At 46.1% G+C, this 25,634-nt stretch carries 13 protein-coding genes, 1 pseudogene and 1 riboswitch; of the genes and pseudogenes, 4 read left to right on the forward strand and 10 right to left on the reverse strand.

From position 1 onward, the window contains the following. The first annotated feature begins 1 nt into the window (after nt 1). Together rplI and dnaB are read left to right on the forward strand one after the other, a co-directional pair. Entirely contained in the window at nt 2-448 is a 447-nt protein-coding gene (gene rplI, locus NFR99_RS06835) for a 50S ribosomal protein L9 (protein WP_120484441.1), read from the forward strand. A gap of 3 nt (nt 449-451) precedes the next feature. Then, nucleotides 452-1,780 (forward strand): replicative DNA helicase, encoded by a 1,329-nt coding sequence (gene dnaB, locus NFR99_RS06840; protein WP_135975805.1) that lies wholly within the window; start codon nt 452-454, stop codon nt 1,778-1,780. Nucleotides 1,781-1,853: 73 nt separating this feature from the next. On the opposite strand, the gene NFR99_RS06845 is transcribed toward dnaB, so the two are convergent. From NFR99_RS06845 to NFR99_RS06870, 6 genes are all read right to left on the reverse strand, one after another. Then, the gene (locus NFR99_RS06845; protein ID WP_135975806.1) at nt 1,854-3,101 is read right to left on the reverse strand and encodes an adenosylhomocysteinase; all 1,248 of its coding nucleotides are present in this window, start codon (nt 3,099-3,101) and stop codon (nt 1,854-1,856) included. 24 nt (nt 3,102-3,125) lie between these two features. Further along, nucleotides 3,126-4,394, reverse strand: a complete 1,269-nt coding sequence (locus NFR99_RS06850) for an amidohydrolase (RefSeq protein ID WP_158604891.1) — start codon at nt 4,392-4,394, stop codon at nt 3,126-3,128. 187 nt (nt 4,395-4,581) lie between these two features. Continuing rightward, a complete protein-coding gene (gene metK, locus NFR99_RS06855) occupies nt 4,582-5,772 on the reverse strand; it encodes a methionine adenosyltransferase (RefSeq protein WP_120484445.1) in 1,191 nt (396 codons plus the stop codon). Between the two features lie 110 nt (nt 5,773-5,882). Then, nucleotides 5,883-5,979, reverse strand: a riboswitch (SAM riboswitch). Nucleotides 5,980-6,279: 300 nt separating this feature from the next. Further along, nucleotides 6,280-10,899, reverse strand: coding sequence for a discoidin domain-containing protein (locus NFR99_RS06860; protein WP_251353273.1), 4,620 nt, complete (start codon nt 10,897-10,899; stop codon nt 6,280-6,282). Nucleotides 10,900-11,008: 109 nt separating this feature from the next. Further along, on the reverse strand, nt 11,009-15,379 hold the full coding sequence (locus tag NFR99_RS06865) for a family 20 glycosylhydrolase (RefSeq protein WP_251353274.1): 4,371 nt from the start codon (nt 15,377-15,379) through the stop codon (nt 11,009-11,011). 242 nt (nt 15,380-15,621) lie between these two features. Beyond that, nucleotides 15,622-16,308, reverse strand: coding sequence for an immunoglobulin-like domain-containing protein (locus tag NFR99_RS06870; protein ID WP_120484448.1), 687 nt, complete (start codon nt 16,306-16,308; stop codon nt 15,622-15,624). Between the two features lie 308 nt (nt 16,309-16,616). Between NFR99_RS06870 and NFR99_RS06875 the strand changes: the two genes are divergently transcribed. Further along, entirely contained in the window at nt 16,617-17,141 is a 525-nt protein-coding gene (locus tag NFR99_RS06875) for a spore maturation protein (protein ID WP_251353275.1), read from the forward strand. A gap of 502 nt (nt 17,142-17,643) precedes the next feature. Here NFR99_RS06875 and NFR99_RS06880 read toward each other — a convergent pair. From NFR99_RS06880 to NFR99_RS06890, 3 genes are read right to left on the reverse strand one after another with little or no spacing between them, the layout of a single operon-like run. Continuing rightward, entirely contained in the window at nt 17,644-21,018 is a 3,375-nt protein-coding gene (locus NFR99_RS06880; RefSeq protein ID WP_251353276.1) for an ATP-binding protein, read from the reverse strand. Then, nucleotides 20,972-21,616 (reverse strand): DUF4194 domain-containing protein, encoded by a 645-nt coding sequence (locus tag NFR99_RS06885; protein ID WP_120484451.1) that lies wholly within the window; start codon nt 21,614-21,616, stop codon nt 20,972-20,974. The genes NFR99_RS06880 and NFR99_RS06885 overlap by 47 nt, the downstream gene beginning before the upstream one ends. After that, nucleotides 21,613-23,004 (reverse strand): Wadjet anti-phage system protein JetA family protein, encoded by a 1,392-nt coding sequence (locus NFR99_RS06890; protein WP_120484452.1) that lies wholly within the window; start codon nt 23,002-23,004, stop codon nt 21,613-21,615. Before NFR99_RS06890 ends, NFR99_RS06885 begins: the two co-directional genes overlap by 4 nt. A gap of 342 nt (nt 23,005-23,346) precedes the next feature. Here NFR99_RS06890 and NFR99_RS06895 point away from each other — a divergent pair, with 342 nt between their 5' ends. Beyond that, a complete protein-coding gene (locus tag NFR99_RS06895; protein ID WP_120484453.1) occupies nt 23,347-24,348 on the forward strand; it encodes a response regulator transcription factor in 1,002 nt (333 codons plus the stop codon). Between the two features lie 3 nt (nt 24,349-24,351). Here NFR99_RS06895 and NFR99_RS06900 read toward each other — a convergent pair. Further along, nucleotides 24,352-25,634, reverse strand: a pseudogene (locus tag NFR99_RS06900) (hypothetical protein); the annotation flags it as partial.

Here is a 25,634-nt window from a genome sequence, read left to right on the forward strand (position 1 = left end):
AATGAAAGTAATCTTAATAGAGGATGTAAAATCTCTCGGCAAAAAAGGGGAAACTGTAAATGTAAGCGACGGATATGCCAGAAATGCATTATTCCCAAAAAAGCTTGCTCTGGAAGCCACACCTCAAAATATCAACGACTTAAAGCTCCAGAAAGCCCATGCAGACAAAGTAGCTCAGAAAGCGCTGGAAGACGCAAAGGCTTTTGCCGCTGAGATTGCCACAAAGGAAATCCAGGTAGCCATCAAGGTAGGCGAAGGGGGACGTGCTTTCGGTTCTGTCTCTTCAAAAGAAATATCTGAGGCTGCTAAGGCTCAGCTCGGATACACTCTGGATAAAAAGAAAATTCTGCTTCCCAATCCACTGAAAGCCTTAGGAACCACCACCGTAGGAATCAAGCTGCACCCGAAGGTGACGGCAGAACTGAAAGTTATCGTAAAGGAAGCTTAAGTCATGGAAGAAGCACTGATTAAACGGGTACTTCCCCACAGCCCGGAGGCGGAACAGTCTGTAATTGGCTCCATGCTTATGGACAGGGAAGCGATTATGGCTGCTTCCGAGATCATTGACAGCGCAGACTTTTACCAGCATCAGTACGGAATCCTATTTGAGACGATGCTGGAACTGTATAACGAGGGAACGCCTGTAGATTTAATCACTCTGCAGGACAGGCTGCGTGAGAAGGATGTACCGCCGGAAATCAGCAGCTTGGAATTCGCCAAAGATTTGCTCAGCTCTGTGTATACTTCTACCAATGTGCGGCAATATGCACAGATTGTATATGAGAAGTCCATACTCCGCAAATTAATCAAGGAGTCTGAGGAAACTGCCAACATCTGCTATCTGGGCAAAGAGCGGGTGGACGACATTATGGAGGACACGGAAAAGAGAATTTTTTCCCTGCTCCAAAAAAGAAACACCGGAGATTTCGTTCCCATCAAAGACGTTGTCCTGAACGCCCTGGATAAAATAGAACTTGCCTCAAAGAACCGCGGCAGCGTTACGGGGATTCCTACAGGATTTATCGATTTAGATTATAAAACTTCCGGTATGCAGCCTTCCGATTTGATTCTCATTGCCGCCCGTCCCTCAATGGGAAAGACCGCGTTTGTTCTGAATATTGCGCAGCACATGGCGTTTAAAAATGACGTGACCGCAGCGATTTTCAGTTTGGAAATGTCCAAGGAACAGCTGGTCAACCGACTGTTCTCCCTGGAATCAAAAGTAGATTCTCAATCTATCCGAACCGGAAACCTGAGTGACGATGACTGGGCGAAGCTTATTGAAAGCGCCGGAATCATTGGCAAATCAAACCTGATTATTGACGATACTCCCGGTATCTCCGTAAGTGAACTGCGCTCCAAATGCCGGAAATATAAACTGGAACATAACCTGGGTATTATTATCATTGACTACCTTCAGCTCATGACCGGAAGCAAGCGTTCAGACTCCAGGCAACAGGAAATCTCCGATATTTCCCGCTCCTTAAAGGAAGTCGCCCGTGAGCTAAGCGTTCCGGTTATTGCCCTTTCCCAGCTCAGCCGTGCAGTTGAACAGCGTCCTGACCACCGCCCTATGCTCTCCGATTTGCGTGAATCCGGCGCCATTGAGCAGGACGCAGATGTCGTAATGTTCATTTACCGCGACGACTACTACAACAAAGACAGCGAAAAGAAAAATATTGCGGAAATCATCATTGCCAAACAGAGAAACGGCCCGATTGGAACTGTAGAACTGGTTTGGCTGCCTAATTATACAAAATTTGCAAATATGCAGAAGTAATCCTATATAAAAAAGAGCTGCCGGCAAATGATATCATTTACCGACGGCTTCTTTTATTGCTCCAAACAGATTTTTACTCTACATCCCATCCTGACAAATATGCCTGCTGTTCCGGCGTCAGCTCATCAATCTTCAAGCCCATAGCCGCCAGTTTACAGCGTCCAATCTCATCATCTATGGAATCCGGGATATCGTATACCTTTGTTGTAAGCGTTTCTTTATGCTTTACCAGCCAATTCAGACTCAACGCCTGCACTGCAAAGGACATGTCCATGATTTCAGCCGGATGCCCCATTCCACATGCAAGGTTTACAAGCCTTCCTTCTCCGAGAACATTTAAGATACGTCCGTCTTCCAGCTCATACCCCATGATATTGTTCCGACGCTCCTCGCTGCGCACCGCCATTTTCCTCAGCGCCGCGACATCTATCTCACAGTCAAAGTGTCCCGCATTGCACAGAATCGCATTGTCCTTCATAACCTTAAAATGTCTCGGCACAATTACGTCTTTACAACCCGTTACCGTCACAAAGATATCGCCATATTTTGCCGCCTCATCCATAGGCATAATCTGATAACCGTCCATAGTAGCGTCCAATGCTTTAAATGGGTCTATCTCTGTCACAATCACATTTGCCCCCATTCCCTTGGCACGCATAGCGGTTCCTTTTCCGCACCAGCCATAGCCTGCTACTACGACCGTCTTACCTGCAACAATCAAATTCGTAGTATCCATGATTGCCGTCCATACCGACTGACCGGTTCCATATTTATTGTCATAATAATGCTTTGCCTTCGCATCATTGACCGCCATCATCGGGCAGGGTAAAATCCCTTCCCTCTCTCTTGCTTTTAAGCGGTGTATGCCTGTAGTTGTCTCCTCACATCCTCCAATCAGGTTCTCTGCGTACTCTTTGCATCTTCCGCCGAGCAGATTAATCAAATCCCCGCCGTCATCTACGATTAAATGCGGGCGGCACTCTAAGGTCTTGACCAGTAATTCTTCGTATTCCTCCGGTGAGACGCCATAAATACCAAAGGTCTCAACGCCCATTTCTGCTACTGCCGCGGCCACATCATCCTGCGTAGACAGAGGATTGCAGCCTGTCAGATACACCTCTGCTCCTCCTTTTGCCAGCACCAGCCCAAGATTTGCTGTTTTTGCTTCCAGATGCACTGAAACCGCAATGCGCAGCCCTTTGAATGGCTGTTCTTTTTCAAACCGTTTTTCTATCTCTGTCAATGCCGGCATAGATGCCCGCACCCACTCTATCTTTTTTCTCCCTGAAGACGCCAGGGAAGCATCTTTAATAATACTCATCGTTCTTTATCCCTTTCTTTTCTATCATGATAAATATTCTTTTACTATCTTATCCACTTCATAATATACGCGCTCTGTATCTATCGTCAAAAGCCGGCGTCCCCGCATCACAAACCTGCCGTCAATCATCACTGACTCCACCTCCGAACCATTTGCTGAATAACACAGAGAGGAAAGGATATTATTGTTAGGGAACAGCGACGCTGCTTTCAAATCCACAAATATCAAATCAGCACATGCGCCCTCCCGAATAACTCCCAGCTGATTTTCCATATGCAGGGCTTTCGCTGCATTCTCTGTGGCGGCTTTTACAACAAACCGTGCAGGCGCCGCAGTGGAATCCCCCTTGATACCTTTATGTATCAGAGAGAGCAGCCCCATTTCCCTAAACATATTTAACGTATTATTGCTGGCAGTACCGTCTGTGCCAATACAGATATTGATACCTTTTTCACGCATTTCAGAAATCGGTGCAAATCCATTTCCCAGTTTTGCATTGCTGGCCGGATTTGTTACCACATGCGCGCCCGAAGCCTGCAGAATATCCAAATCATTATAGCACATCTTTACACAGTGCGCCAAGATGGTTTTCTCATCCAGGAATCCGATATCTTCCAGCAGCTTCACCGGAGTTTTCCCATGTTTATTGAGACAGTCATTGACTTCCGTATCGCTTTCAGACAAATGAATCTGCTTTAGCATCCCCTGGCGCTCTGCCTCTTTTGAAACCTGCTCCAGCATCTGCGTGGAACAGCTGTAGATTGCATGGGGAGAGAGGATAAATTTCAAGGTACTGCTCTCATACTCACGCTTTTCTTCCAAGGCTTCCTGAAACCTTCCGAAACCGTCTGAATACAAGTCCTCGCCTACCAGCCCGCGTCCGATAAATCCGCGCATCCCAGCGTCTTTCGCTGCCTGTGGAGACTGTCTGTGAAACATATGCATATCGACAAAGCTTGTCGTCCCTGTCTTTATCATTTCCGAAAATGCCAACAGAGACGTCCAGTACGCCCCTTCTTTCGGCAGTCTGTCTTCTACCGGCATAACACGCTGAAACAGCCACTCGCCAAAGTCCACGTCATCCGCATAGTTACGCATCACCGTCATATAAGCATGCGTGTGCATATTTATCAGTCCCGGCATAACAAGTTTATCTTTCGCATCAACCACTTCGGCTCCATCTGTCTCTGAAAATGTAATCTTCCCATCCTTTACCCAAAAATCCTTTTGCTCAATCTGAAAACCCTCTTCCGCAGAAAGCAGCAGCTTTGCGTTTATTACTTTATAATCCATCTCGTCAACCACCTCGGCTCCTTTTTTCCCGCCTCTGCAGGCATCGCAGCCGATACCTTTCCTGAATAATATTGTTCTTCTTTCGGAAATAGTATACTTGATATCTGAATAGATGTCCATTCATTGAAACAATTTCCCTGCTAAAAATACCCGGGCGGTTAAGCCCGGGCACAGTAAAGCATCTAAACTATTTAATATATTTTTTCAAATCTTCTACCCTGTCAACCTTCTCCCAGGGAAGATCCAGATCATTGCGTCCAAAATGTCCGTATGCCGCTGTCTGCTTATAAAGCGGACGGCGCAGATCCAGCATCTTGATAATACCTGCCGGACGCAAATCGAAGTTCTCCCTCACGATTTCCGTTAACTTCTCGTCAGAAAGTTTTCCTGTTCCAAAAGTATCTACCATAACAGAAGTAGGACGCGCCACACCGATGGCATAAGAAAGCTGGATTTCACATTTGTCTGCCAATCCCGCTGCCACAATATTCTTTGCCACATACCGCGCTGCATATGCTGCAGAACGGTCTACCTTCGTGCAGTCCTTTCCTGAGAATGCGCCGCCGCCGTGACGTGCATATCCGCCGTAAGTATCCACAATAATCTTCCGTCCGGTCAGTCCGCTGTCTCCATGAGGTCCTCCGATAACAAATCGTCCGGTAGGATTGATGAAAAATTTCGTCTCTCCATCTACCATATCCTGCGGAAGAATGACGTCAAACACATGCTTCTTAATATCCTCATGAATCTGTTCCTGGGTCACGTCCGGGTCATGCTGCGTCGAAAGCACTACCGCGTCCAGTCTTGCCGGTCTGCCATTTTCATCATACTCTACACTCACCTGGGTTTTACCGTCAGCCCGCAGGTAAGGCAGCGTCCCATCTTTACGGACTTTCGTAAGCTGCAGCGCCAGCTTATGCGCCAATGAAATCGGATATGGCATATATTCTTCTGTTTCATTGCTCGCATAACCGAACATCATACCCTGGTCTCCGGCGCCGATTGCCTCTATTTCCTCGTCAGACATCTCATTTTCCTTTGCCTCCAGAGCCTTGTCCACACCCATTGCAATATCCGTAGACTGCTCGTCAATCGCAGTGATCACGCCGCAGGTATCTGCATCAAACCCATATTTCCCTCTGGTATAACCGATTTCCCTCACGGTGTCGCGCACGATTTTCTGAATATCTACATATGCTTTCGTAGTAATCTCGCCCATAACCAGAACAAGCCCTGTCGTGATAGCCGTCTCACATGCTACGCGGCTCATCGGGTCCTGCTCCAGCAGTGCGTCCAAAATCGCGTCGGAAATCTGGTCGCACATCTTGTCCGGATGCCCTTCTGTTACTGATTCGGAAGTAAACAACAATTTTTCCATGAAATCCTCCTTTGTCCAATGACTGTATTCTCTCATTCACCAAAGATCAACTCTACGGATAAGAAAAGGCCCGCATAAGCGGACCTCCTATCTTTATCGACAAGTAAATCCTCTTATTGTTCGATTGCTCGCTCAGGTTGGCACCTTCCTTATAGGGGTTGCCGTGGTTTCACAGATCCTTTGTATCTCCACCACTCTGAATAAGAGAAAATATTATATTTATCTGCTTCTATACCATACCTCATTTCTGAGTGTACGTCAAGTACTTTGCTCTATTTGTTTGTCAGATAGTAACAGTTCAGCCTTCGGCTTCACTGTTACGGAATCCAGCCCATTTAAAGTTTGCTGTTCGCAAAGGGCTGGATTCTCTGGCTGAATTTACGCATTCTCACAGACTTTGCAGCAAGTGCAAAGTCCTGGGCTGAACTGTTACGTCAGCTACGCAGCAAGGGGATGCATTCGAATCCGCATCCCCTTTGAGTAAACTGCCTCCCGGCCGCCACACTTTTATTTTACTTTTGTCTTTTTCCCTGCTCCGGCCTTTTTCAGCTGTTTTAAAAGTTTTGCTTTCTGCTTCTTGCTCATCTTCTTAGCGCTTACAGTCAGTTTCGCTGATGTTTTCTTAAACGCCCCTGTCTTAATGCTCTTCAGCGCTTTTCCTTTCAACTGAACGGACTTCAGGTTTTTACAGCCCATAAACGCCTGCTTGCTGATTGTAGTGACATTCGTCCCAAGGACTACCTTTTTCAGTTTGGTATTCCCCTTCATCACGCTTGCCCCAACTTCTGTCACCTTACAGGTTACGCCTGCAATCTTAACCGTAGCAGGAACATTTAATGTCGCTTTCTTTTTGTTAATTACACTTACAAGCTTTGCAGTCTTATTCTTTGCGTTAATTACTTTGTAGCGTCCGTTGCCCACCTTCTCCTCAGCACCGGATTTGAAAATCGGCTTCACCGGGTTTGGATTACCCGGATTTGGATTGCTTGGGTTTGGATTGCCTGGGTTTGGATTACCTGGGTTTGGATTGCCTGGGTTTGGATTACCTGGATCCGGTACAATTATTTTCTGCAATTTAGCTTTTGCTGCCGCCAGAGCATCCAATGCGGCCTTTGCTTCTTTCTGCAATGCATTCGGATTTCCCAGAATCTCCTTCAGGTCAGCCAGCGCTTTTGCATATTCGGCGGCAGACTCTGCCGTATATTCTTTCAAATTCACTTTTTCTGCTTCTGCCACTGCTGAAGAAACACTATCCATATCTGCCGGTCTTTCAACTAATGCCACCTCAAGTTTCTCCATGATGTCTGCTACTTCCGCTTTCGTTACAGGATTCTTCAGAATTTTTTCTGCCTCTTTCAGATATTCTTTAAGCAGAGCCACGCTCTCCTCTGTATACAGGCTTTCATCAATATTCTTAAGCTCCTCTGCCCTCTCTTCCTGTTTTGCCTGAAGCTCAGACGTTTCTATGTTATTTTCCACCTCCGGCTTACGGACAAGCAGACTGTCCAGGCTCTGAACACTTCCATAAGCTGCAAAGAGATCTTCAATCGTGCTGTTCTGGCTGCTTACAATCGTTTCTATCATTGCAATCGCCTCTGTTACGGCATTCCAGCTCTGCGCTGTATAGTCTGAACTGTTCAAATTCTTATATGGCGCCAATGCTGTCGTTATCGCATCTCTATTTACGTTTACATGGTATAGATTCAGCTCTGCAGCCGTTCCATGCGTCGCTTCGCTGGCTAAAATATTCAGCTTCACACTCTTCGCTTCAATCGGCTCAAACACTGCTGCCTTTTCCGTCATATCAGACGCCCAGGTGCCGCTAGCATAATTTGTCACTACCGTTCCATCTGCCTTTGTGATATCAATGCTGTACTGTGTAATACGTCCGTTCGTACTATTCTGCCTTGGCAGATAAGTCAGCATATTAACCGTCTTTGCCGCATTATTATTAAATGTAAGCGTCAGATAATGGTCGTGATCTTTCGTCTCATTTTTTTCTGAGCTCTGAGACCAGTCTGTATGCCAATAAGTTGTCGTATCTCCGTCCAATACAGCCGGGAAACGCCCCTCTGAATGATCCGAACAGCCGGTAGCAGTCATTTCTCCCTGCGGAACCGCAGCGCTGCTGTAATCGCCTGTAATCGGCTTCTCAACAGATACTGTCACTCCATCTATAAGTCCTTTGAAACTCTTTGTCACACTTCCGATACGTCCCAGCGGAAGCATCATCGTAGCTGTCTTTGTAATGCCTGTCTGTGCCAGTTTCGCGCTCAATTCCGTAGTTTCATGATTCGCAAAATAAATGTCCGGATTATTATTCTTGGAAATAATAGTTGTTCCATTTCCTTTTGTAACTGTTGCCAGATTGCCATCTTCGTCATATATCTTATTATCAATAAGCGTGCCATTTACATACAGTTCCGGAGTATCTTTTGCTCCTTTGAAGGTCAGCTCTACCCACACGCCCTTCGGAAGCGTATAGTTAAAGGAATAATCATATCCTTCTCTTGAAAATCCGACTTTTCCTGTATGCTTCTGTACTGCCTTAATCGCATACGTACCGTAAGCCCCGAATGCATCTTTTGATTCACACAGAATCTGTTCGCCTTCAGCATCTGCGTCCATCTTCACCCTCATCGTAAGGGTTCCATTTCCCCCAATCTTATCAAGATTATCTGGAGTCGTCAGATAACTCTCTCCGCCGTTCAGCCTCAATGCCTTGCTGCCGTCTGAATCTGCCTGTGTGACATTTTTACTGTCTGCCGCGTCATAACTGTTCGCACTGGAATCCTCGGTAAGCGCCTCATCAAATGTATAGTCCAGAACTGTTTTTGTTACCGAATCAACCTCTCCGTATACTTTTGTTCCCGGAGCCGTCCCCAGCTTCTCTACATCTGCCCTAAGTTCTTCATATGTCCTGTCCGCTGCTTCGCCCCACAGCCTTGCGCTGTATGCCGGAAGCGGCTGATAGAAACGGTCGAAGGAATCGTACTGAGAAATACCATTTCCGCGGGTATCCACACTGTCATGCCAAATCGCATAGCACCCGCCAAGAATCTGGTCGTCGCCCTCGCTTACATTCAGATTTCCGATACTGTTCGGTTCCCATGAATTATAGATGTTCTGTGCATTAATATAATCATTATAATATCCTGCCGCAGGTACAATATAGTTATCTCCCTCCAGCGTATTAATCAAGTCATATCCCAGATTATACATCACCTGCGGATTCGCATACCCTGTATTCCAGACATTCAGCTGCACGTCTTCTGACGGAACCGGGGTAGTACCCGCCTTGTTCGTAAGGCTTCCCCACATACGGACAGTCCTGGTCTTCCCATCCGCCGTCTTTGTTCCCTGCACAAACTCAATCATTTCTTTCGAGAACCTGCGGAACAGTTCTTTTCCTACTTCTCCTTCTTCTCCATGATACTCGTCTGTACCAATGTGAATCGTGTCAATATCTGCAAAGACTGCATCCTTGCCCCCATCAAAATACTCCTGCCAGATGCTCTTTGCCCACGCGAAGGAACCCTCATTCGTAAGATTCAGCTCTTCAATCAGATAACCATGCGATCCTCCTGCTTTCTTTGTCATATATTCCTCGTATACCCTTGTAATCGGCAATGCATGGGCCGGCATATCAAATTCCGGTACGATACTCACCCCTCTTGTCTGGGCGTCTTTCACAAACTCCTTAAAGTCTTCTTTCGTATAATACATATCCTGCGACGTCAGGGTCACGCCTGTTTCTTCATTCTTCTTATCAGACTCAAGACGGAACCCTGCATATGACTTAGCTATTGCAGTTTCCATATCCGGATAATCTTCATGGAAAATCAGATTATCGCTTAAATGAAGCTGGAAACTGTTCATCTTATACCAGGACATATTTCTTGCAAAATCATATACCGTTTCCAGGTCAAACGGCTTTCTCCCCAAGTCAAAACTGAACGCACGCACTTCATACTTAGGATAATCCCTGACAATACCCCTTGGCATGACGCCCTGTGTCTGCTTCAGAATCTGGAGGATACTGATAACGCCCCAGTAAACGCCCACTGCATCGGAAGCTTCTACCAATACAGCATTTCCGATTTTCAGGACATAGCCTTCTTTTCCAAGCCCTTTCTCTGCGGTATCTAATGTCAGATAGAAGTCTCCTTTGGAAACATCCTTGATTCCGCCTGTCACTACCTGAATCGGAGAACCTGTAATTATTTCATAATCTTCTGCAAACTTCTTTGCTGCATCTGCCAGCTCTTTATCCGCCACGATTTTGCTCACGGCAGAAACTGCAAACTGCCCCTGAGTACCATGCCATTCCTGCAGCTCCGGAATCACAGATGGCTTCGCATTCGCATTTTCTTCCGGCTCATACCTTCCCGGAACGGATATCGTATACTCTTGTGAATTTGCTTTCTCCCCATTCACAGAAACCTCGTAAAATCCTTTTACCACTTTATCTGAAAGCGGTTTATAAATCGTTCCGTCCTCGCCAATCACCTGTTCGTAATCTGCGCAGAAGCGGACTTTCACACCATCGCCCAGATCCGGCATGGAAATATGTGTTCCGTCTTCGGAAATCTCCGGCGCTGTAACACGAGCCACAAGTTCCAGAGCGCTCACCGGAATTTCCCCTTCATAAACTTCAAATTCATAAACCGATACAACGTTCCAGGATGTTTCACCCCCTAAACCATCGGCCGTAAAAGTTTTGATATTCAGACGCACATACTGTGCCTGTACCGGAGCATCCAAAGTAATCTTCTGCACCGTTTCCGCAGGCTTTTGCGTAAAGCTGGCTACCTCCGTCCAACTGTTTCCATCATTCGATGTCTCAATCGCATAGTTTGTAGCGTTTCTCCTCTCCCATTTCACAACGAAGCCCTTCATGGTCTGCACGCTGTCCCATGCAAGCTGCAGCGTCTGATCCCTGTCTCCTCTTGCGCTCGCCCACCTGGTTGCACCATCCCCGTCGTTTGCCTTCGATGCCGGATAATCACTCGTTTCCGTACTGGATGCTGTGGCTGTGGCGCTTAACGCCAGATTCTCATCATTTGCTTTTGCCGTCAGCGCCGGAAGCTGTATGGAACCAAGCGTGACGCAGACTGCCAGTGCCAAAGCGCCTGCCTTCTTAAATCTTTCTGCCTTTACATATCTTCCCGTAATAGTTTGGCTGCCAGTTTTTACAAACTGGCAGCCAAACTATTATCAAAAAATTCTCTTTCAACTATTTCTGCTTATATACCGCTTTCTTGCCCATTCCCGCTTTCCTGAATTTTGTTTTCAAAGCTTTAAACTGTTTCTTTGACATTTTCTTCGGTGCAGTCACTTTACATTTTGCCGCTGTTCCTTTAAATACTTTTTTCCCTGACAGTTTCGGTACTTTTGTGCCCTTCAAAGTAACTGTTTTCAGCTTCTTACTACCAAAAAATGCATTAGAACCGATACTTGCCACATTGGAGCCGAGCTCTACAGAAGCAAGCTTCTTACACTTCTGGAACACCTTCGCCTGAATTGCCGTAACCTTAAAAGTATAGCCGTCAATTACTACTGTTGCCGGAATCTTTACCCTCTTTGCGTTCTTATTCCTGAGCTTTGATACAGCCACTGTACCATCTTTTGCATCAGACTTTGTTACTTTAAACTCCAGTACCTTGTCTTTGGAAACAGCTACTGTGCCTTTTGCCGGAACCTTCGGCTGCGGCTCTGGCGACGGTGTCGGTTGGAAGCCTGGAGGCGTTGGCTGGGGATTCGGCTGAACGGTTCCTCCTGAAGATTTTTTAACCAGCTTTGTTTCCCTCAGCTTCTTTAATGCTTTATCTATCTCTGGCTGTGCCGCAGCCGGATTCCGCAGGACAGACAGGGCTTCTGAGAGCGCCTTCTTTAATGCCTCTACAGATTCCTCTGTGTATCCGCTGGTATCCTTTAGCTGATTTTCCGCATCTTTCACAGCCTTTATCATCTCTGTGTCATCTACAGTCTTTGGAGCAAGCGCTTCCTCTGCCCTGCGCAGCGCTGCAAGAGCTGTATCTATCTCAGTTTTTGTCGCATTTGGTTTCGCAAGGATATTCTTTGCATCGGCAAGAGCCTTTTTATATGTTTCCGCACTTGCATACGTGCAGCCGCTTACGTCTGCTTCCTCTGCTACCGCCTTTTTAATCTCACTAATATTCACGAGTTCTGCTTTCTTTGTCTGCAGGCTGTTCCATGCTTCTATTTTCTGCTCCTCTGTTGCATTTGGATTACTTAAAATGTTCTTGAGATTTTCTGCTTCTGCCTGATATTCTGCAAATCCCTCAGAAGTATAATCCCCGGCATCCGCCTGCTCTGCTTCTTTTACTGCATCAGACAACTTATTTTCTATCGGTTTCACCGTCAGCTTTTCCGCCGCCTGCTGAAGCTTTTCACATGCATAAAGGCATTCTTCCTCCGTGCTGTCCGGTTTATTTATCACTGCCAGCACAGTTTCACGGACATCCATAAATGCTTTCCAGCTGATATCTGTGTACTCCCCTTCTTTAAAATCCGCATACTTATTCAGCTCTTCCTGAAGCTTTTCACCATTAAACACCTCTGTCTGCTCATACAGATTTAATTCCGCTATTGTCCCGTGAACACCCACATCGTCACCGATAGACTCATCTATTTTTAAGGTAACTTTCCTGGCTTCAACCGGTTCAAACACCACTGTCTTCCTGCTTGCGTTATCTGCCCATTCCCTATCTGCCACAGTCACGGTCGTCCCGTCGGCCTTTTCCACAAGGACCCTGTATTGCAAAATCCTTCCGTTATTGCGATCCTGCCTTGGCAGATATGTCAGCTTTGCAACTGTCCTTGGATTTCCATCTTTAAAGGTAAGCGAAACTTTATGATGATCCTCATCAGAAAGTGACAAATCATTGCTCCAGTTACTATGCCAGAACGTATCGGGGTTTCCGTCCAGTACAAACCTTGCCGGCCTTTCGTTTCCGCTCTGATCTGCCTCAGAGCAGGCAGACGCCTCCATCTCATTCTGCGGAATCAGGCCGCGTTCATCATTGATTTCCAATTCCTTGCCAACTGTCACAGAATCTATCTGTCCCTTGAAACTCTTTGTCGTGCTTCCGACGCGTCCAAACGGAATCATCAGCGTGACTACCTTTTTAATATTAGAAGGCAGGGCCGCCGTCAATTCCCTGTCAGGATGGTTCTCAAAATACATATCGGGATTATTATCCACCAATTCTCCATTTACATATAGCTCTGCCGTATTGTTTCCTCCGCAGAACATTAATTCCACCCATTTGCCTTTTGGAAGCGTATAGTTAAAGGAATAATCATATCCTTCTCTTGAGAATCCGACTTTTCCTGTATTTTTCTGCACCGCTTTAATCGCGTATGTCCCATATGTTCCAAACGCATCCTTTGACTCACAGAGAATCTGCTCTCCCTCTGCATCTGCATCCATTTTGACTTTCATAGTCAAAGATGCGCCAGAACCGAATACATCCAGCGGGCTCTCCGCATAGCTTTCTCCGCCTTTAAGCTGTAGCGCCTTTCCCGTATCTGACGATACCTGCTCCACATTTTTCATTTCCGTCAAATCATAGCCATTTCCACTGGCATCCTGTTCCATTGACTCGTCAAATGTGTACTTTGCCGCCTCTTTCCCTATGGAATCAACCTCTGATATAATCTTTGTACCTGGCGCCGTCCCTGTCTTATCTGCAAGCTCTGCAAACGCATCATATTCTTTGCTCGCCTCGCCCCACAGCTTCGCGCTATACGCAGGCAGCGGCTGAAGAAAACGCACAAAAGAATCGTACTCGGAATTTCCGTTTGCACGGGTATCGATGTTGTCATGCCAAAGCGCGTAGCATCCTCCCAGCATCTGGTCATCCCCTGCTTTTGCTGTAAAGTTACTGATGACATTCGGCCTCCAGTTTCTATATATCGCCCCCAAAGACCTGTAATCTCCGTAACTGCCCTCACCGCCGGTATTTCCAGGAACAATATAATTTGTATAAAGCGTGTTAATCAAATCAAAGCCCGCATTATACATATCTGTGGGATTTGCATAAGAACCCGTTTCCCAAATATTAAGCTGTACGTCCTTAGACGTTACCCTCGGGGTTCCATTAATTCCGCCTTTATTGGAAAGACTGCCCCACATACGCACATTTCTTCCTGTCCCCTGGACAAACTTAATCATCTCATCTGAGAACTTACGGAATCCTGTGTTTCCTCCTGTCCCATGATATTCATCCGTACCAATATGAATCGTGGTTTCCTCATCAAACACAGGGTTTTCCCCATCAAAATAGTCCTGCCATATACTCTGTGCCCAGGCAATCGTATCGTCAATCTTATCCTCGTCCAAATTTAATTCATCAATGGTATATACATGCTGGCCGCCTTTCGGGCTTGACGTCATATATTCCGGAAAAGCTTTCGTAAACGGCCGTGCATGTGCCGGCATATCAAACTCCGGCACGATATTGACTCCCATTGCCCTGCTGTCTTTGATAAACTGGCGGAACTCATCTTTTGTATAATACATATCTTCCGATGTCGCAGATTTATTTTCGCTGTTCAATACGCCGGATTCCAGCCGGAACCCGGAATACGTCTTTTCCAGCGCAAGCTGCAGACCTGCCTCCACATCGCCGCCTGCCATCGTCTTATAATCTTCCATAAAAATCAGGTTGTCGCTGAGATGCACCTGGAAACTGTTCATTTTATACCAGGACATATTCTTTGCAAACTGATAAATCGAATCCAGGCTAAAAGGCTTCCTTCCCACATCAAGGCTAAATGCCCTGACCTCATACTTAGGATAATCCCTTGCCTCTCCTTTTGGAATACTGCCGCCTGTCTGCTTAAGAATCTGCAGGATACTGATTGTCCCCCAGTGGGCGCCTGTCGGCTGTGCCGCTTCAACAACTGCCGCATCACCGATAGAAAGACGGTAGCCTTCTTCTCCAAGCCCCACATCCGCAGAACCAAGAGTCAGGAAAAAGTCCCCCATTTTTACATCATCGCGCGTACCGGAAACTACGCCAATATCCAAACCGGTAATCTCCTTATAATTTTCCGCAAATGTATTAGCTACGTCTTTCAATTCGCTGCTTCCTACAACAATCCTGCTGAATACAGAAGCAATAAAATTACCGCCTGCCGCGCCATGCCATTCCTGAAGCTCCGGAATCACATCGGGCTTCGCATTCGCATTTGAACCATCTGTATACTGTCCGGGCACTGATACTGTAAATTCCGCAGACTTTGCACTGTCGCTGACTTCTCCGTCCCCATCCAGTTTATACACTTCATAAAACCCTTTTATCGTCTTTGCCTGCAATGGCGTATAAATCGTCCCATCCTCGTCAATAACCTGGTCATAATCCGCACAGAACCGGATAGATGCGCCCGACGGAAGGTTTCCCGGCATATTAAGCGCAGCTCCCCCCGGCGCAATGGTGGGGGCAGTGAGCCCATTGACAAAGTCTGTAAGCGCCGTGTCTGCCGCGTCTGCACCTATTCCCGGCGTCCACACTGCACCGGACACCATACAAAACGCAAGAAACACAGCTCCTATTTGTTTTAGTTTCTTTCTAAACATATACGTCCTCCCTTCAAAACCATATTTAAATTGTTCCTATAGCTGTTTCGTCTATAATAACATATTAAATAGGTATTTTCCAGCAGAATTTTATCTATTTTCATACAAAACTTTCTATTTTAAATCTACTTTCCTAAACAAATTGCCAAAAATAAGATTGACGCCAAGGATGCACCCCGCGTCAATCTTCCTACTAACCTAATGAAATTCTAAAAAGCTGTATCTGTCTTTGAAATTTCCGTTTATTTCACCTGAAATGCGACATAGTTATAATCATCTTTCGCAAAGTCTGCATCTACATGGATTCGGTAAGTCCCCGGCAAAAAATCACTTTTCTGATACAAAGCTGCTTTCCCTTCCGAATACAGTTCATATGTCTCTTCTACGCTTCTCCTGCCTTTAAGCCTACGCTGTGCCAGAGTAAATGCCGCATCATTCTGAGCCGTCAATTTCACCCATTTCCCATTCTCCAGCTTTTCAACCCAAAAGGAACCCCCATAGTTTAATGGTTCCCTTCCGTTATTCCCCAGCCTGACTCTCACTCTAAGGGTGTTGTCTGTCTGCTCCACTCCCGCTAAGCTCGCTTTCGATACCTTATTTTGCACAATAACTTTGCATCGGTAAATCTTATTCCCTGCTTTTGCCTGAACAATAGCTTTTCCAGGATTGCGTGTCTCTAAAACAACTGTCTGGTTCCTTTTTCCTTTTCTCTTTGCAATTTTCACAATCCTCTTATCAGAAGACGTCCATTTCACATTTCCACTTGCTTTCAGCAGCATTAACGTTTCTTTTTCTTCTTTGCAAGTCACGATTCTTACTTTTGAAATTTTTTCCGCGCTTTTTGCATATGATTGTTTGGAGCAACATGGTGAAGCAAACAGCATAACCGCAAACAGCATCATAATATAAACATACGCTCTTCTCTTCATAAACTTATCCTCCTAAAAATATTTTCTAAAATATCCCCCTCTAACATTTCACCACCAACATTGTTTTTCGCGCCACCTTATCTTATATAATCCCCCATTATACATTTATAATTTTTAAACATTATTTTTTTGTATATTAATTATGGATTATATGTAATTTCTGCTCCTTTTTTCATAATAATACCATATATTTCTATACGCGTCAAATATTTATTATTAAAAATTCATAAAATTTTCCTTGATAAATAGTACATATATACTTCTTCCCCCTCATACACTTCAAACAAACCCCTGGACGGAACATACCTATGGATTTTTTAATTTTCCTTTCGACTTATATCATACCTTTTATACTATTTATCGTCATCGGGTACGCGCTTCTCATAAAGCAGAACGTTTACGAGACGTTCATCAAAGGAGCTGCATCCGGCTTCCATACTGTGATTGGCATCATGCCTACCCTGATTGGGCTGATGGTTGCTGTGGGCGTCCTCCGGGCTTCAGGCTTTCTGGATATGCTTTCCGATATTCTGGGGCATTTTCTTCAATACATAGGCTTTCCGGCTCAGCTTGTTCCTGTGACCATCGTGAGGATGTTCTCTTCCAGCGCCGCTACCGGACTTACACTGGATATTTTTAAGGAGTATGGCCCTGACTCCTTCTTCGGCAACCTGGTCTCCATCATGATGGGGTGTACGGAAACCATTTTTTATACGATGTCTGTGTATTTTATGACTGCAAAAGTAAAAAAGACGCGGTATACCCTGCCGGGCGCGCTGATTGCTACACTGGCGGGGATTGCGGCCAGTATGGTGCTTGCCCGAGGAATGTGAAATTCGTTGTAACAGTTCAGCCCAGGATTTTGCACTTGCTGCAAAGTCCGTAAGAATGCGTAAATTCAACCGGAGAATCCAGCCCTTTGCGATCAGAAAACTTTAAATGGGCTGAACTGTTACAATTCGTTTGACATTCTTATAGGACTCTGTTATCATATAAAAAAGAGACACTGCCGATAGACGGGTAGTCCCGATTATTGGATTACAAAAAGTAACCGCACCTTGGGGTCAAGATTGGGCGGTTACTTTTTTGTATAATCAATATATGCTATTACAATCGTCACAATAATAGAAAGAATCATCAGCACGATATCCAATATCTCAAATACACTCATAAGCTCGCCCTCCTTTCACAGATTTCTCTATATTAGAGATTTCTATGTAATCAGAGGGTTCAGTCCCTCTGTTGAAGGACTAACCGCCTGCCGTTTTCTCGAACAGTGCCTCATATTCTTATATTGCTACACATTATTCTGATTTTCAATATAACTTTTTGATTTTATACTTCCTCACTGTATCCTTCTTCCTCTGCCAGCCCTTTCTCTAATTGCGCAAATTCCTTTTTCTCAAACTCCTGAATGGAAATATGCTTCTTATTGGGATTTGCAAATACGAAAGTTTTATCTACATTCTCGATATAGTTCTGAATCTTGTCATTTGTGGCGCTGATGATTGCCTGGAATCCCAGCCCCCGAATCAGCGCGATACAGCTTGCCACCTTCTCCGCATCCATTTTAGAAAACGCTTCGTCCAGCACTACCAGGCGGATCGTAGGGTTTATCCGAGTCCTGACAATCCCTACCCGGTATGCCTGTGCGAAACTCGCCAGAAGAGCCACGTAGAGTGGGTTCTGCCCCTCCCCGCCGGAGTTCTTTTTAATCATCTGGCTCAGGCGGATTTTAATTGTCTCTTCCCCCTCTATAATCTGCTGCATGTCAAAGGACAGGTATGTACGGTAATCGGCATACTTTTCCATATTACGCCGGGACTCTTCCAATTCTTCTGCCGTAGCGTTATCCGGCGGGATAAATACTGCAATCAGCTCCTGCATAAGCTCCCCATATTTATCTTCATGGGACATAGTAAACAGGTTCATCTGATTTTCTATGCCGCCCGCTATCTGAGAAGGGTTAACTTCCAGCGTCTCATCCATGAACATCTCGTAATATTTGCCGTCCGCCCCCCTGTTTTTGGATATCACAAACCGATACCTGTCTTTTCCGAAGTCCATCTGGCTGATAATCTTATTCAGTTCATCCCTCTGTTTATATGCGCCTTCAATGGCGCTGCGTATTTTATAAATAAAGTCCTGTTTAAAGAGATACACCGCCTCTTTTGCCTGTTCGTCAGCCTTCTGATAAAGCGCGGTCAAATCCCCGTACTGCAGATGGGAGAGCAGTTCGTCATAGGGCTGATTCGTCCTTTCCTCCGCTGAAAATGTCCTGTTCGGATACTTCCTTAAATATTCAAAACGGATTTCCCTCAAAGAAGACATGGCTTTCTCGGCTTCCTCTGCCGCCCCCCTTGCCTTTCCAAAAAAGGATGCCTGCAGACGCTCGTAATTCGGATTCTCCCTGCCGCTGAAAAATTCTGCCACCTTTTGTTCCTGCGCCGCATCCTTTACAAAACTTTTCTCCTTTTCCGCCAGCTCCTCATTCCGGCTGATATACTCTCTTTTCAAAGCTTCCAGCTCGGCATCCTGCTTTTCTATCTGACGGAGCATGGCATCCCGCGCCGCTTTTTCCTTCCGGCATTTTTCCTCCAGTTCTTCCTGCTGCTGTTTCCATAGATTGACGTCTTTCTGCCGCAGCTCTTCCAGTTTCTTCTCCAGACGGTTCTTCTGTGCTGCCTTTTCCGGGTATGCCTCCACATCCCTTTTCCAGTCCAGATATTCCTCCAGCCCCCGGGGAAGGTGCTCCAGATTCAAAATCTTCCGGCAGGACTCCTCCAGCGCCTGGCAGGGCTTCCGCTTTTCCTCAATCTCCAGCTGCAGTTCTTCCAGCTGCCGGATACGCCTGCGCATACTCACCTCGCCGATATAAGCGCGCCTGGTATACAGCTCCGGATTGATATACTGCAGTTTAAAACTGTGGTACTGGATACAGTCCCTGGTAATGCCGATTCTACACTCCCTCAGCCCGTCAATGCTGTCGCATTTCATCACGTTTCCCAACAGGAAATCAATATATGCGCGGGCATAAGGAATCTCTGTCAGGACTTCCTCCGCCAGAGCGCCCTCCTGCGCGCCGCTTCCCGCAGCCATAACCCTTTCCGTATCCAATACCGCCACGCGATAGTATTTCTTCTTATCCAGTTCCTGATAAAGCTCCATTGCCGCCCTGGCATATTTCGGCTCCACGATCAGGAGCAGCTTATTGCTCCCCATATATCCTTCAACAGCATTTCTCCATGTATCATCCCTGATATCCAGCAAATCCGCCAGGATTTCCACCGGAATATTTTTCCCGTTCTGCTCTTTTAATCCTTCGCGTATGTACTGCCTCGCTTCTTCCAGCTCTTTGGGATACGCCTTTTTTCCCTGGCGGAGCTGTCTGAGTTCTTCCCTGATTTCTTTCTCCCGGCGGCTATAATCGCGAAGCTCGCTCTCTGCTTCTTTTCTCTGCTCTTCCACCTCTGCCCGAAGCACGTCCAGAGACTTTTTCAGCCTGTCCAGCTGTTCCTCCGAAATACTGTGCTTCGCAAATCTTCCAATGTCCCACAGCACCGCGTTTGGTGTGATATCCTGCTCCTCCCACCTTTTCAGCCCCACAGCCGTCTGCTGCCACTTGCCTTTGCTGACAGCAAGCCTTTCTATGATTTCGTTAAGAGCCTGAAGCTGGCTTTTCAGCTCCTCATAGCCGGAGGCGGCTATTTTCCGCACCATATCCCGAATCTGCTCTTCCAATCCCTGAATCTGCTTTTCAAGGCCGCCCAGCATTTCCTGCTGACGTTCCCCATCCTCTCCCCAGGCCTTTATCTTTTCCTGAAGGCTCTGCGCCTGGGTTTTCAGCTTGCGTACCTCGCACGCATTCATAAAATAGAGATACGAGTTCTGTGTCTTTTCCTTTTCCGCTACTTCAAGCCACGCGCCCTGTATTTTCTGAAGCTCTTCAATCTCCGCGCAGGTATCCCCGATGCGTTTCCGCATCCTGCCATACTGCATCACGCTCTCCTGCATATCTTCAATGTGAATATCCTGCTCCATACAGATGTATTCCTTTACAAAGTCCTCCAGCCGGATATTCATGCGGAAAGGAATCGCCCGCTTAAAGAGCAGAGGAAACCGCTTCTCATTCAGCCCCCCCAGATAAATTTCATACAGCTGCCTGCGGAATCTCTCGTTGCTAGGTCCAAAATAATACTCATCTTTCGCATAATGAGCCGTCAAATATTCTTTCACCTCATCAATCGTCATTGCCCGGTTCCCCGTGCGGTAAAAAGACGTAAGCAGCGCACCCCTGTGCCAGAAAAATAACCTGGACACCTCATTCGACGCAGACTCTACATCAAAAACTACGCCAATGCTCTGGCATTCCCCGGTATCCGTACGTTTCAGCTCCATGACAACCGTCGTAGAAAAATTCTTATTCCTCAGGTACGAAAAATGATTATCCTCACCGATATTCACCATCCCCCGCAGATATTCTATCAGCGTCCTGTCAGAGTCATCCGCCGCGGCCTTATTAAAAAACCCCCGTCCGTCCGTATTGGCATAAAGTAAAACCTGCATAGCGTCAATAACGGTAGATTTCCCGCTTCCCGAATGCCCGGTAAAAAAATTAATACCCTCTGAAAACGAGAGAACTCTTTTCTCTATATAATGCCAGTTATTCAGGCAGATTCTCGATAATGCCTGGAATTTCTGCTTCTCCATCTTCTTCCTCCGTTTCTCTGAACGTGTCAACCAGGGCCCTGGCGTCGTCTCCTACCAGAAGCATATTAATGCTTGGATAGATCACCATGCGGCTGGCGCCTTCCAATTCCTCCAGCAGATCCAGCGGCTCCAGAATCTGATATTTTTTCAGCATAGAAACCGCTCTGCGCACTTCCGTAGCCGACGGCTGCCTGTTCAAAAGCCCGAAACTTCCCAGACGCTCATGGATATCCGCCAGCGTGGTAAAGACATGGACGCTCGTGGAAGCCGCCGCCATCTGCTCGTCATAAATCAGCTTTAAAATCAGAACATAAAGAGTCGTAAGCTTCGGCAGCTTATCCCCAAGAAGCGTTTCACCCTGCAGATAGATAATCCCTGTCCGGCTGTTTTCCTGTACGGTAATTCCGCTGATTTCAAAATATCTGCGGATAAATGCCAGGTGCTTGCTGCACGCCCGGAACTCCTTATTAAACTGCATCCTTCCTGTACGTCTGTCATACTTCCTCTCCAGTACAAAGGTCTGCCTGTAGAGAAGCTGGATTGCCCCGCTGACCTCTTCCTGCTCCTCGGGTGTCAGATTATCATAATATTCTATCATCTCTGCGGCCTCCTTTTAAACACCAGTCCCGGATAGCTGTACCGTCCGTCCTCCACCGGCTCCATACTCTCTTCGGCAACCTGATATCTGCTTCCCTTCTTTGACGCGTAATCATAGGCAAGGATCAGCTTCTCAAATTCTTCATCATTTTGGACAAAACCTTTTCCTACCACAGCCTGCCCTCCATCCATATGCGCCTCGATAAACTGCTCAATCTGCCGTTTGCTGTAACGGTTATTCATGCGGTTCATTTTCAGCACGTCCTCCCTGGACAACTCCTGCGTCTCTTCCTCAGGCTCCATATCCTCCAAAAACGACCTTTTTCCCTTCCGCCGTTTGTACAAAGATTTCTCCGACAAGACATTCAAATATGAAAAATTCATTTTTTCAGCCGCCGCCTTCAGGCGTTCTTCGGGACGCGCAGCGATTCCGTTTAAAATCTGCACTATCAGCCCCCGCATATCTTCTTCCCGGCTCAGAAGATAGTTGAGCCTTGTCACCGTAGCGCGTACATACCGGGTATGCTCCCTGTCCATATTTGCAATCCTATGCTCAATATCGTCAAATCCCCGCTCAATCTGATTAACCAAATCCAAAACTTCCGTACGCCTCTGTATCTCCAAGCGCATCCTCGCCGCAAGTTCCGGCGTCTCCTGTCCTGTGTCCGTTAATGCACTTTCCGCTTCTTCCGCCTGGCTTTCCCGGATTTCCTGCAGCCAGCTTTTAATGCTCATCTTATAAATATAAAAATTATCCGTAGTTTTCAGTATGTGGTATTTCTTTCTGACAATTTCCTCCACATATCCTTCCAGGTGTTCTTTCAGCAAGTCGCTGTATACATCTTTTTCCAGAAGGCTTGCAAAAAATTTATCCATATTGTGAAGCATGTCCTGCAGAGCCTTATTCAGCCTCTTCGTATTCACCAGCGCTGTATTCAGCAGCCTTTCATTTTTTCTGGGATCTGTCTTGTAAGAAAAAAGAATTGCATAGATATTCTGAATGTAGACTTCCGTATCCTCTTCCTCCCCGGAAAGGCGTTCAAACGCATCAATAAACACAGCTGAGTAGTCTGGGATTACGATATTTGTCACGCCGCTGCTATAATCTTCAAGCCTCCTCAGCCACTTCGTACGCAGCAGCCAGTTCAGGATACGGGTCGCCGGAGGCTCCAGCACATCCGCATCCGTCTCCTGTTCCTCTTTCATAATGCTGTATTTACGTTCAGAAAAATAATTCCCAATGACCTGTATGCAAACTTCACGGCTTAGGAAATAATTATTGTATTGATATTCTTCATTAATTTTCAGCAGAGCTTCTATATACGTCTCACGGTTGTAGGAACGGAAAAGGCTCCAGAAACTCTCCGGTATCTCATTCATCAACGGCATCCTGTGCAGAATACCTCCTTTTTCTGATGTGCGGGGAAGTTCCCCGGCAATCGTGGTTTTTTTTATTTTACTACAGTTTCTCTATGCTGTCCATAGGCTCGCATCTACGGAAAACAGATAGTAACCGCAATTTGAAGAATAACAGTTATGGTAAATTATAACGCAAAAGCCAATAAGCACTGCTAAAAGTTATAATTTTCCATTGCATACAAACGCAAATATGGTTTATACTATTAAAGGCGATATTATAAACTATAGCGCTTTCATCCCCGCATCCTGATTACAAAATAGCACAGAGACCCTTTTGACATCGGCATTACATAATTTAGGTGAGGAAAACGCATGAATGTACTGATTGCAGACGATAACCAAATCGTATTGAATAACTTAAAATCTATGATTGACTGGGAGAGATTAGGATTTTCTATCTGCCAGACGGCAGCGGACGGCGCAGATGCGCTGGAAAAGATTCTGAATGAGAAACCTGATATCGTGCTTCTGGATATTCGTATGCCCCAAAAGAACGGCATAGAAGTCATAAGGGAAAGCTCCGCCCGGGGATTTACCGGAAAAGTCATTCTGCTGAGTGAAATTTCTAACGCTGAACAAAAACAGGCTGCAAAACGCTGCGGCATCAGTTTCTGTCTGAGCAAACCTGTCAGTACAGATGAATTGAAAATGGCTCTCGCCCACGAAGCGGCCGCCATATATGCGGAACGTTTTTTTCATTATATCCAATCCCATAACCGTACAATGACTGCCCGGGCACTAAAAGATCTGGGCGCTGCCTTGCGGGATTCCGGCGCCGGACTTCCTGCTGCCAGGCACCTGCTGGCTAACATCTATATTATGATAAAGAAGAAAATCCTGCTGCTGCCCTCGCGCATGAAAATTCCTTTTCTGTCCAATGCCGCAGCTGCCGAGCTGCTGGAAAACAAATCTTCCCTTAATGAAATCATGCAGTTTTTAGCGGAACAGTTTGAACTGTGGACAAACTCTGTCGGCTGCTTTACCGGTGAAAATGTAATGGATGAGGTTCTTTACTATATTCAGCAAAATTACGACCAACGCCTGTCGCTGGAAATCCTGGCGCCCATTTTTGGTTATAACAGCTCCTATCTGGGTAAACTTTTCAGGAAGACAACAGGCATCGGCTTTAATGCTTATCTGGATCAAGTGCGTATCGGGGCGGCTAAACAGCTGCTTGTCCAGGAAAATCTCAAGAACTACGAGATTGCCGGCAAAGTCGGTTACCGTGGGGTAGATTATTTTCATAAAAAATTTAAGAAATATACGGGAACAACGCCTGCAGAATACCGCAGGCGTGAAACAGGGGAAAACTAGAATTTAAAAAAGGCATTTTGCACGCTTAGATGCTGTGCTCATTAGGCTTGGATTCGATTTTGTGACCACAGCTATTCTATAATAATATTTTTTGCCTTTCTTTGCTTTCTTATCAACATAACTTAATTTTTTCTTTCCAAGGGTTTTCACTCTCACATAGCCGGAATTTTTCTTTGTTGAACGGTAGATCACGTATTTTTTTACACTTTTTCCTCTCTTCCATATAATTTTTATTCCCCTGGATGTGGACGAAACTTTTTTTATCTTCGTTCCTTTGGCAAGCTTGAGAGCCTTTACTTTCCCGGCTGCGCTTTTCAGACTGCCATCTTTAGATACCGATACCGCATAGTATTTTGCGCTCTGTACAGGCTTTTCATCCCGGATTTGGGTTTTTCCCGGCAATGTCGTTGTAACCAATGTGGTTTTCTTCCCGGATATACGGTAAATCTCATATCGATCCGCGCCCGCAACAGGGTTTACTGTTATCTGCACAGATACGCCCTTTTTTCCGGCAGCAGCTCTCAGCTTTAGAATTTCCGGAGCGGGCAGATGATTCTCTGTTCCGCCGGGCTTTTCCGTACCTCCCTCATTTCCCGTATTCCCCCCATTTTTCTTTAATTCTGGTGATTTCAATGTTGCTTTCACAACATCACTGGCGAAATGCGTATCCGTTTCTTTCATCCGCACATATGCCGTATATGCCGTATTCGGCTGGCAGTCGCTCTTTGTATTCCCATCTGTCCATGTCTCCCCGTCAAAACTGTATTCCGCACCCTCTGTCCTTTCTATTGCTGCCGTAAATGTCTGCTTATCTTTATTTTCCGTAAATGTCAGGTTACACGCTGATGGAGCTGTCTGGCCGGCTTTCCCAATTGTAAAACGCTTCGTTACGGCTTCGCCCAGCAGTTTTCCTCCCTCTTTCGGCGTAACCGTAACGTCTGCCGTACCAGGGTTCGTGTTGTTCACATAGCTATATATAAAATCTACATCTTTTTCAAATGTGGTTTTCTTTTCGCCTAACATTATGGAGACTTCCGGTTCAGGCACGATAGGCTCTGCACTGTAAACAGCATCGCCCACGTCTGCCACCATATCTCCTGTCAGGAGAAATGTCATCTGTATTCCTTCTCCCAAAGTCCCGGTTCCAGAAAGCGAACCGTTTATCGTAAACACTCCCTCTCCTTCTATTTCTCCATGATTCGTAAGAGCGCCGCCGTTGTCTATTGTCAGGGATGCGTCAGGCATAATTGTTACGACAGCCCCCTCCCCTATCGTTACGCTGCCGG

The organism is Hominisplanchenecus murintestinalis, from assembly GCF_943193015.1.
GTDB classification, from domain to species: Bacteria; Bacillota; Clostridia; order Lachnospirales; family Lachnospiraceae; genus Hominisplanchenecus_A; species Hominisplanchenecus_A murintestinalis.

What these genes read in the sequence shown, in the direction of transcription:
- dnaB (WP_135975805.1), top strand. Translation starts at nt 452, where the DNA reads ATGGAAGAAGCACTGATTAAACGGGTACTTCCCCACAGCCCGGAGGCG.
- NFR99_RS06885 (WP_120484451.1), bottom strand. Translation starts at nt 21,616, where the DNA reads ATGATAGAATATTATGATAATCTGACACCCGAGGAGCAGGAAGAGGTC.
- NFR99_RS06865 (WP_251353274.1), bottom strand. Translation starts at nt 15,379, where the DNA reads ATGTTTAGAAAGAAACTAAAACAAATAGGAGCTGTGTTTCTTGCGTTT.
- rplI (WP_120484441.1), top strand. Translation starts at nt 2, where the DNA reads ATGAAAGTAATCTTAATAGAGGATGTAAAATCTCTCGGCAAAAAAGGG.
- NFR99_RS06850 (WP_158604891.1), bottom strand. Translation starts at nt 4,394, where the DNA reads ATGGATTATAAAGTAATAAACGCAAAGCTGCTGCTTTCTGCGGAAGAG.
- NFR99_RS06890 (WP_120484452.1), bottom strand. Translation starts at nt 23,004, where the DNA reads ATGCCGTTGATGAATGAGATACCGGAGAGTTTCTGGAGCCTTTTCCGT.
- NFR99_RS06845 (WP_135975806.1), bottom strand. Translation starts at nt 3,101, where the DNA reads ATGAGTATTATTAAAGATGCTTCCCTGGCGTCTTCAGGGAGAAAAAAG.
- NFR99_RS06880 (WP_251353276.1), bottom strand. Translation starts at nt 21,018, where the DNA reads ATGGAGAAGCAGAAATTCCAGGCATTATCGAGAATCTGCCTGAATAAC.
- NFR99_RS06875 (WP_251353275.1), top strand. Translation starts at nt 16,617, where the DNA reads ATGGATTTTTTAATTTTCCTTTCGACTTATATCATACCTTTTATACTA.
- NFR99_RS06870 (WP_120484448.1), bottom strand. Translation starts at nt 16,308, where the DNA reads ATGAAGAGAAGAGCGTATGTTTATATTATGATGCTGTTTGCGGTTATG.
- NFR99_RS06895 (WP_120484453.1), top strand. Translation starts at nt 23,347, where the DNA reads ATGAATGTACTGATTGCAGACGATAACCAAATCGTATTGAATAACTTA.
- metK (WP_120484445.1), bottom strand. Translation starts at nt 5,772, where the DNA reads ATGGAAAAATTGTTGTTTACTTCCGAATCAGTAACAGAAGGGCATCCG.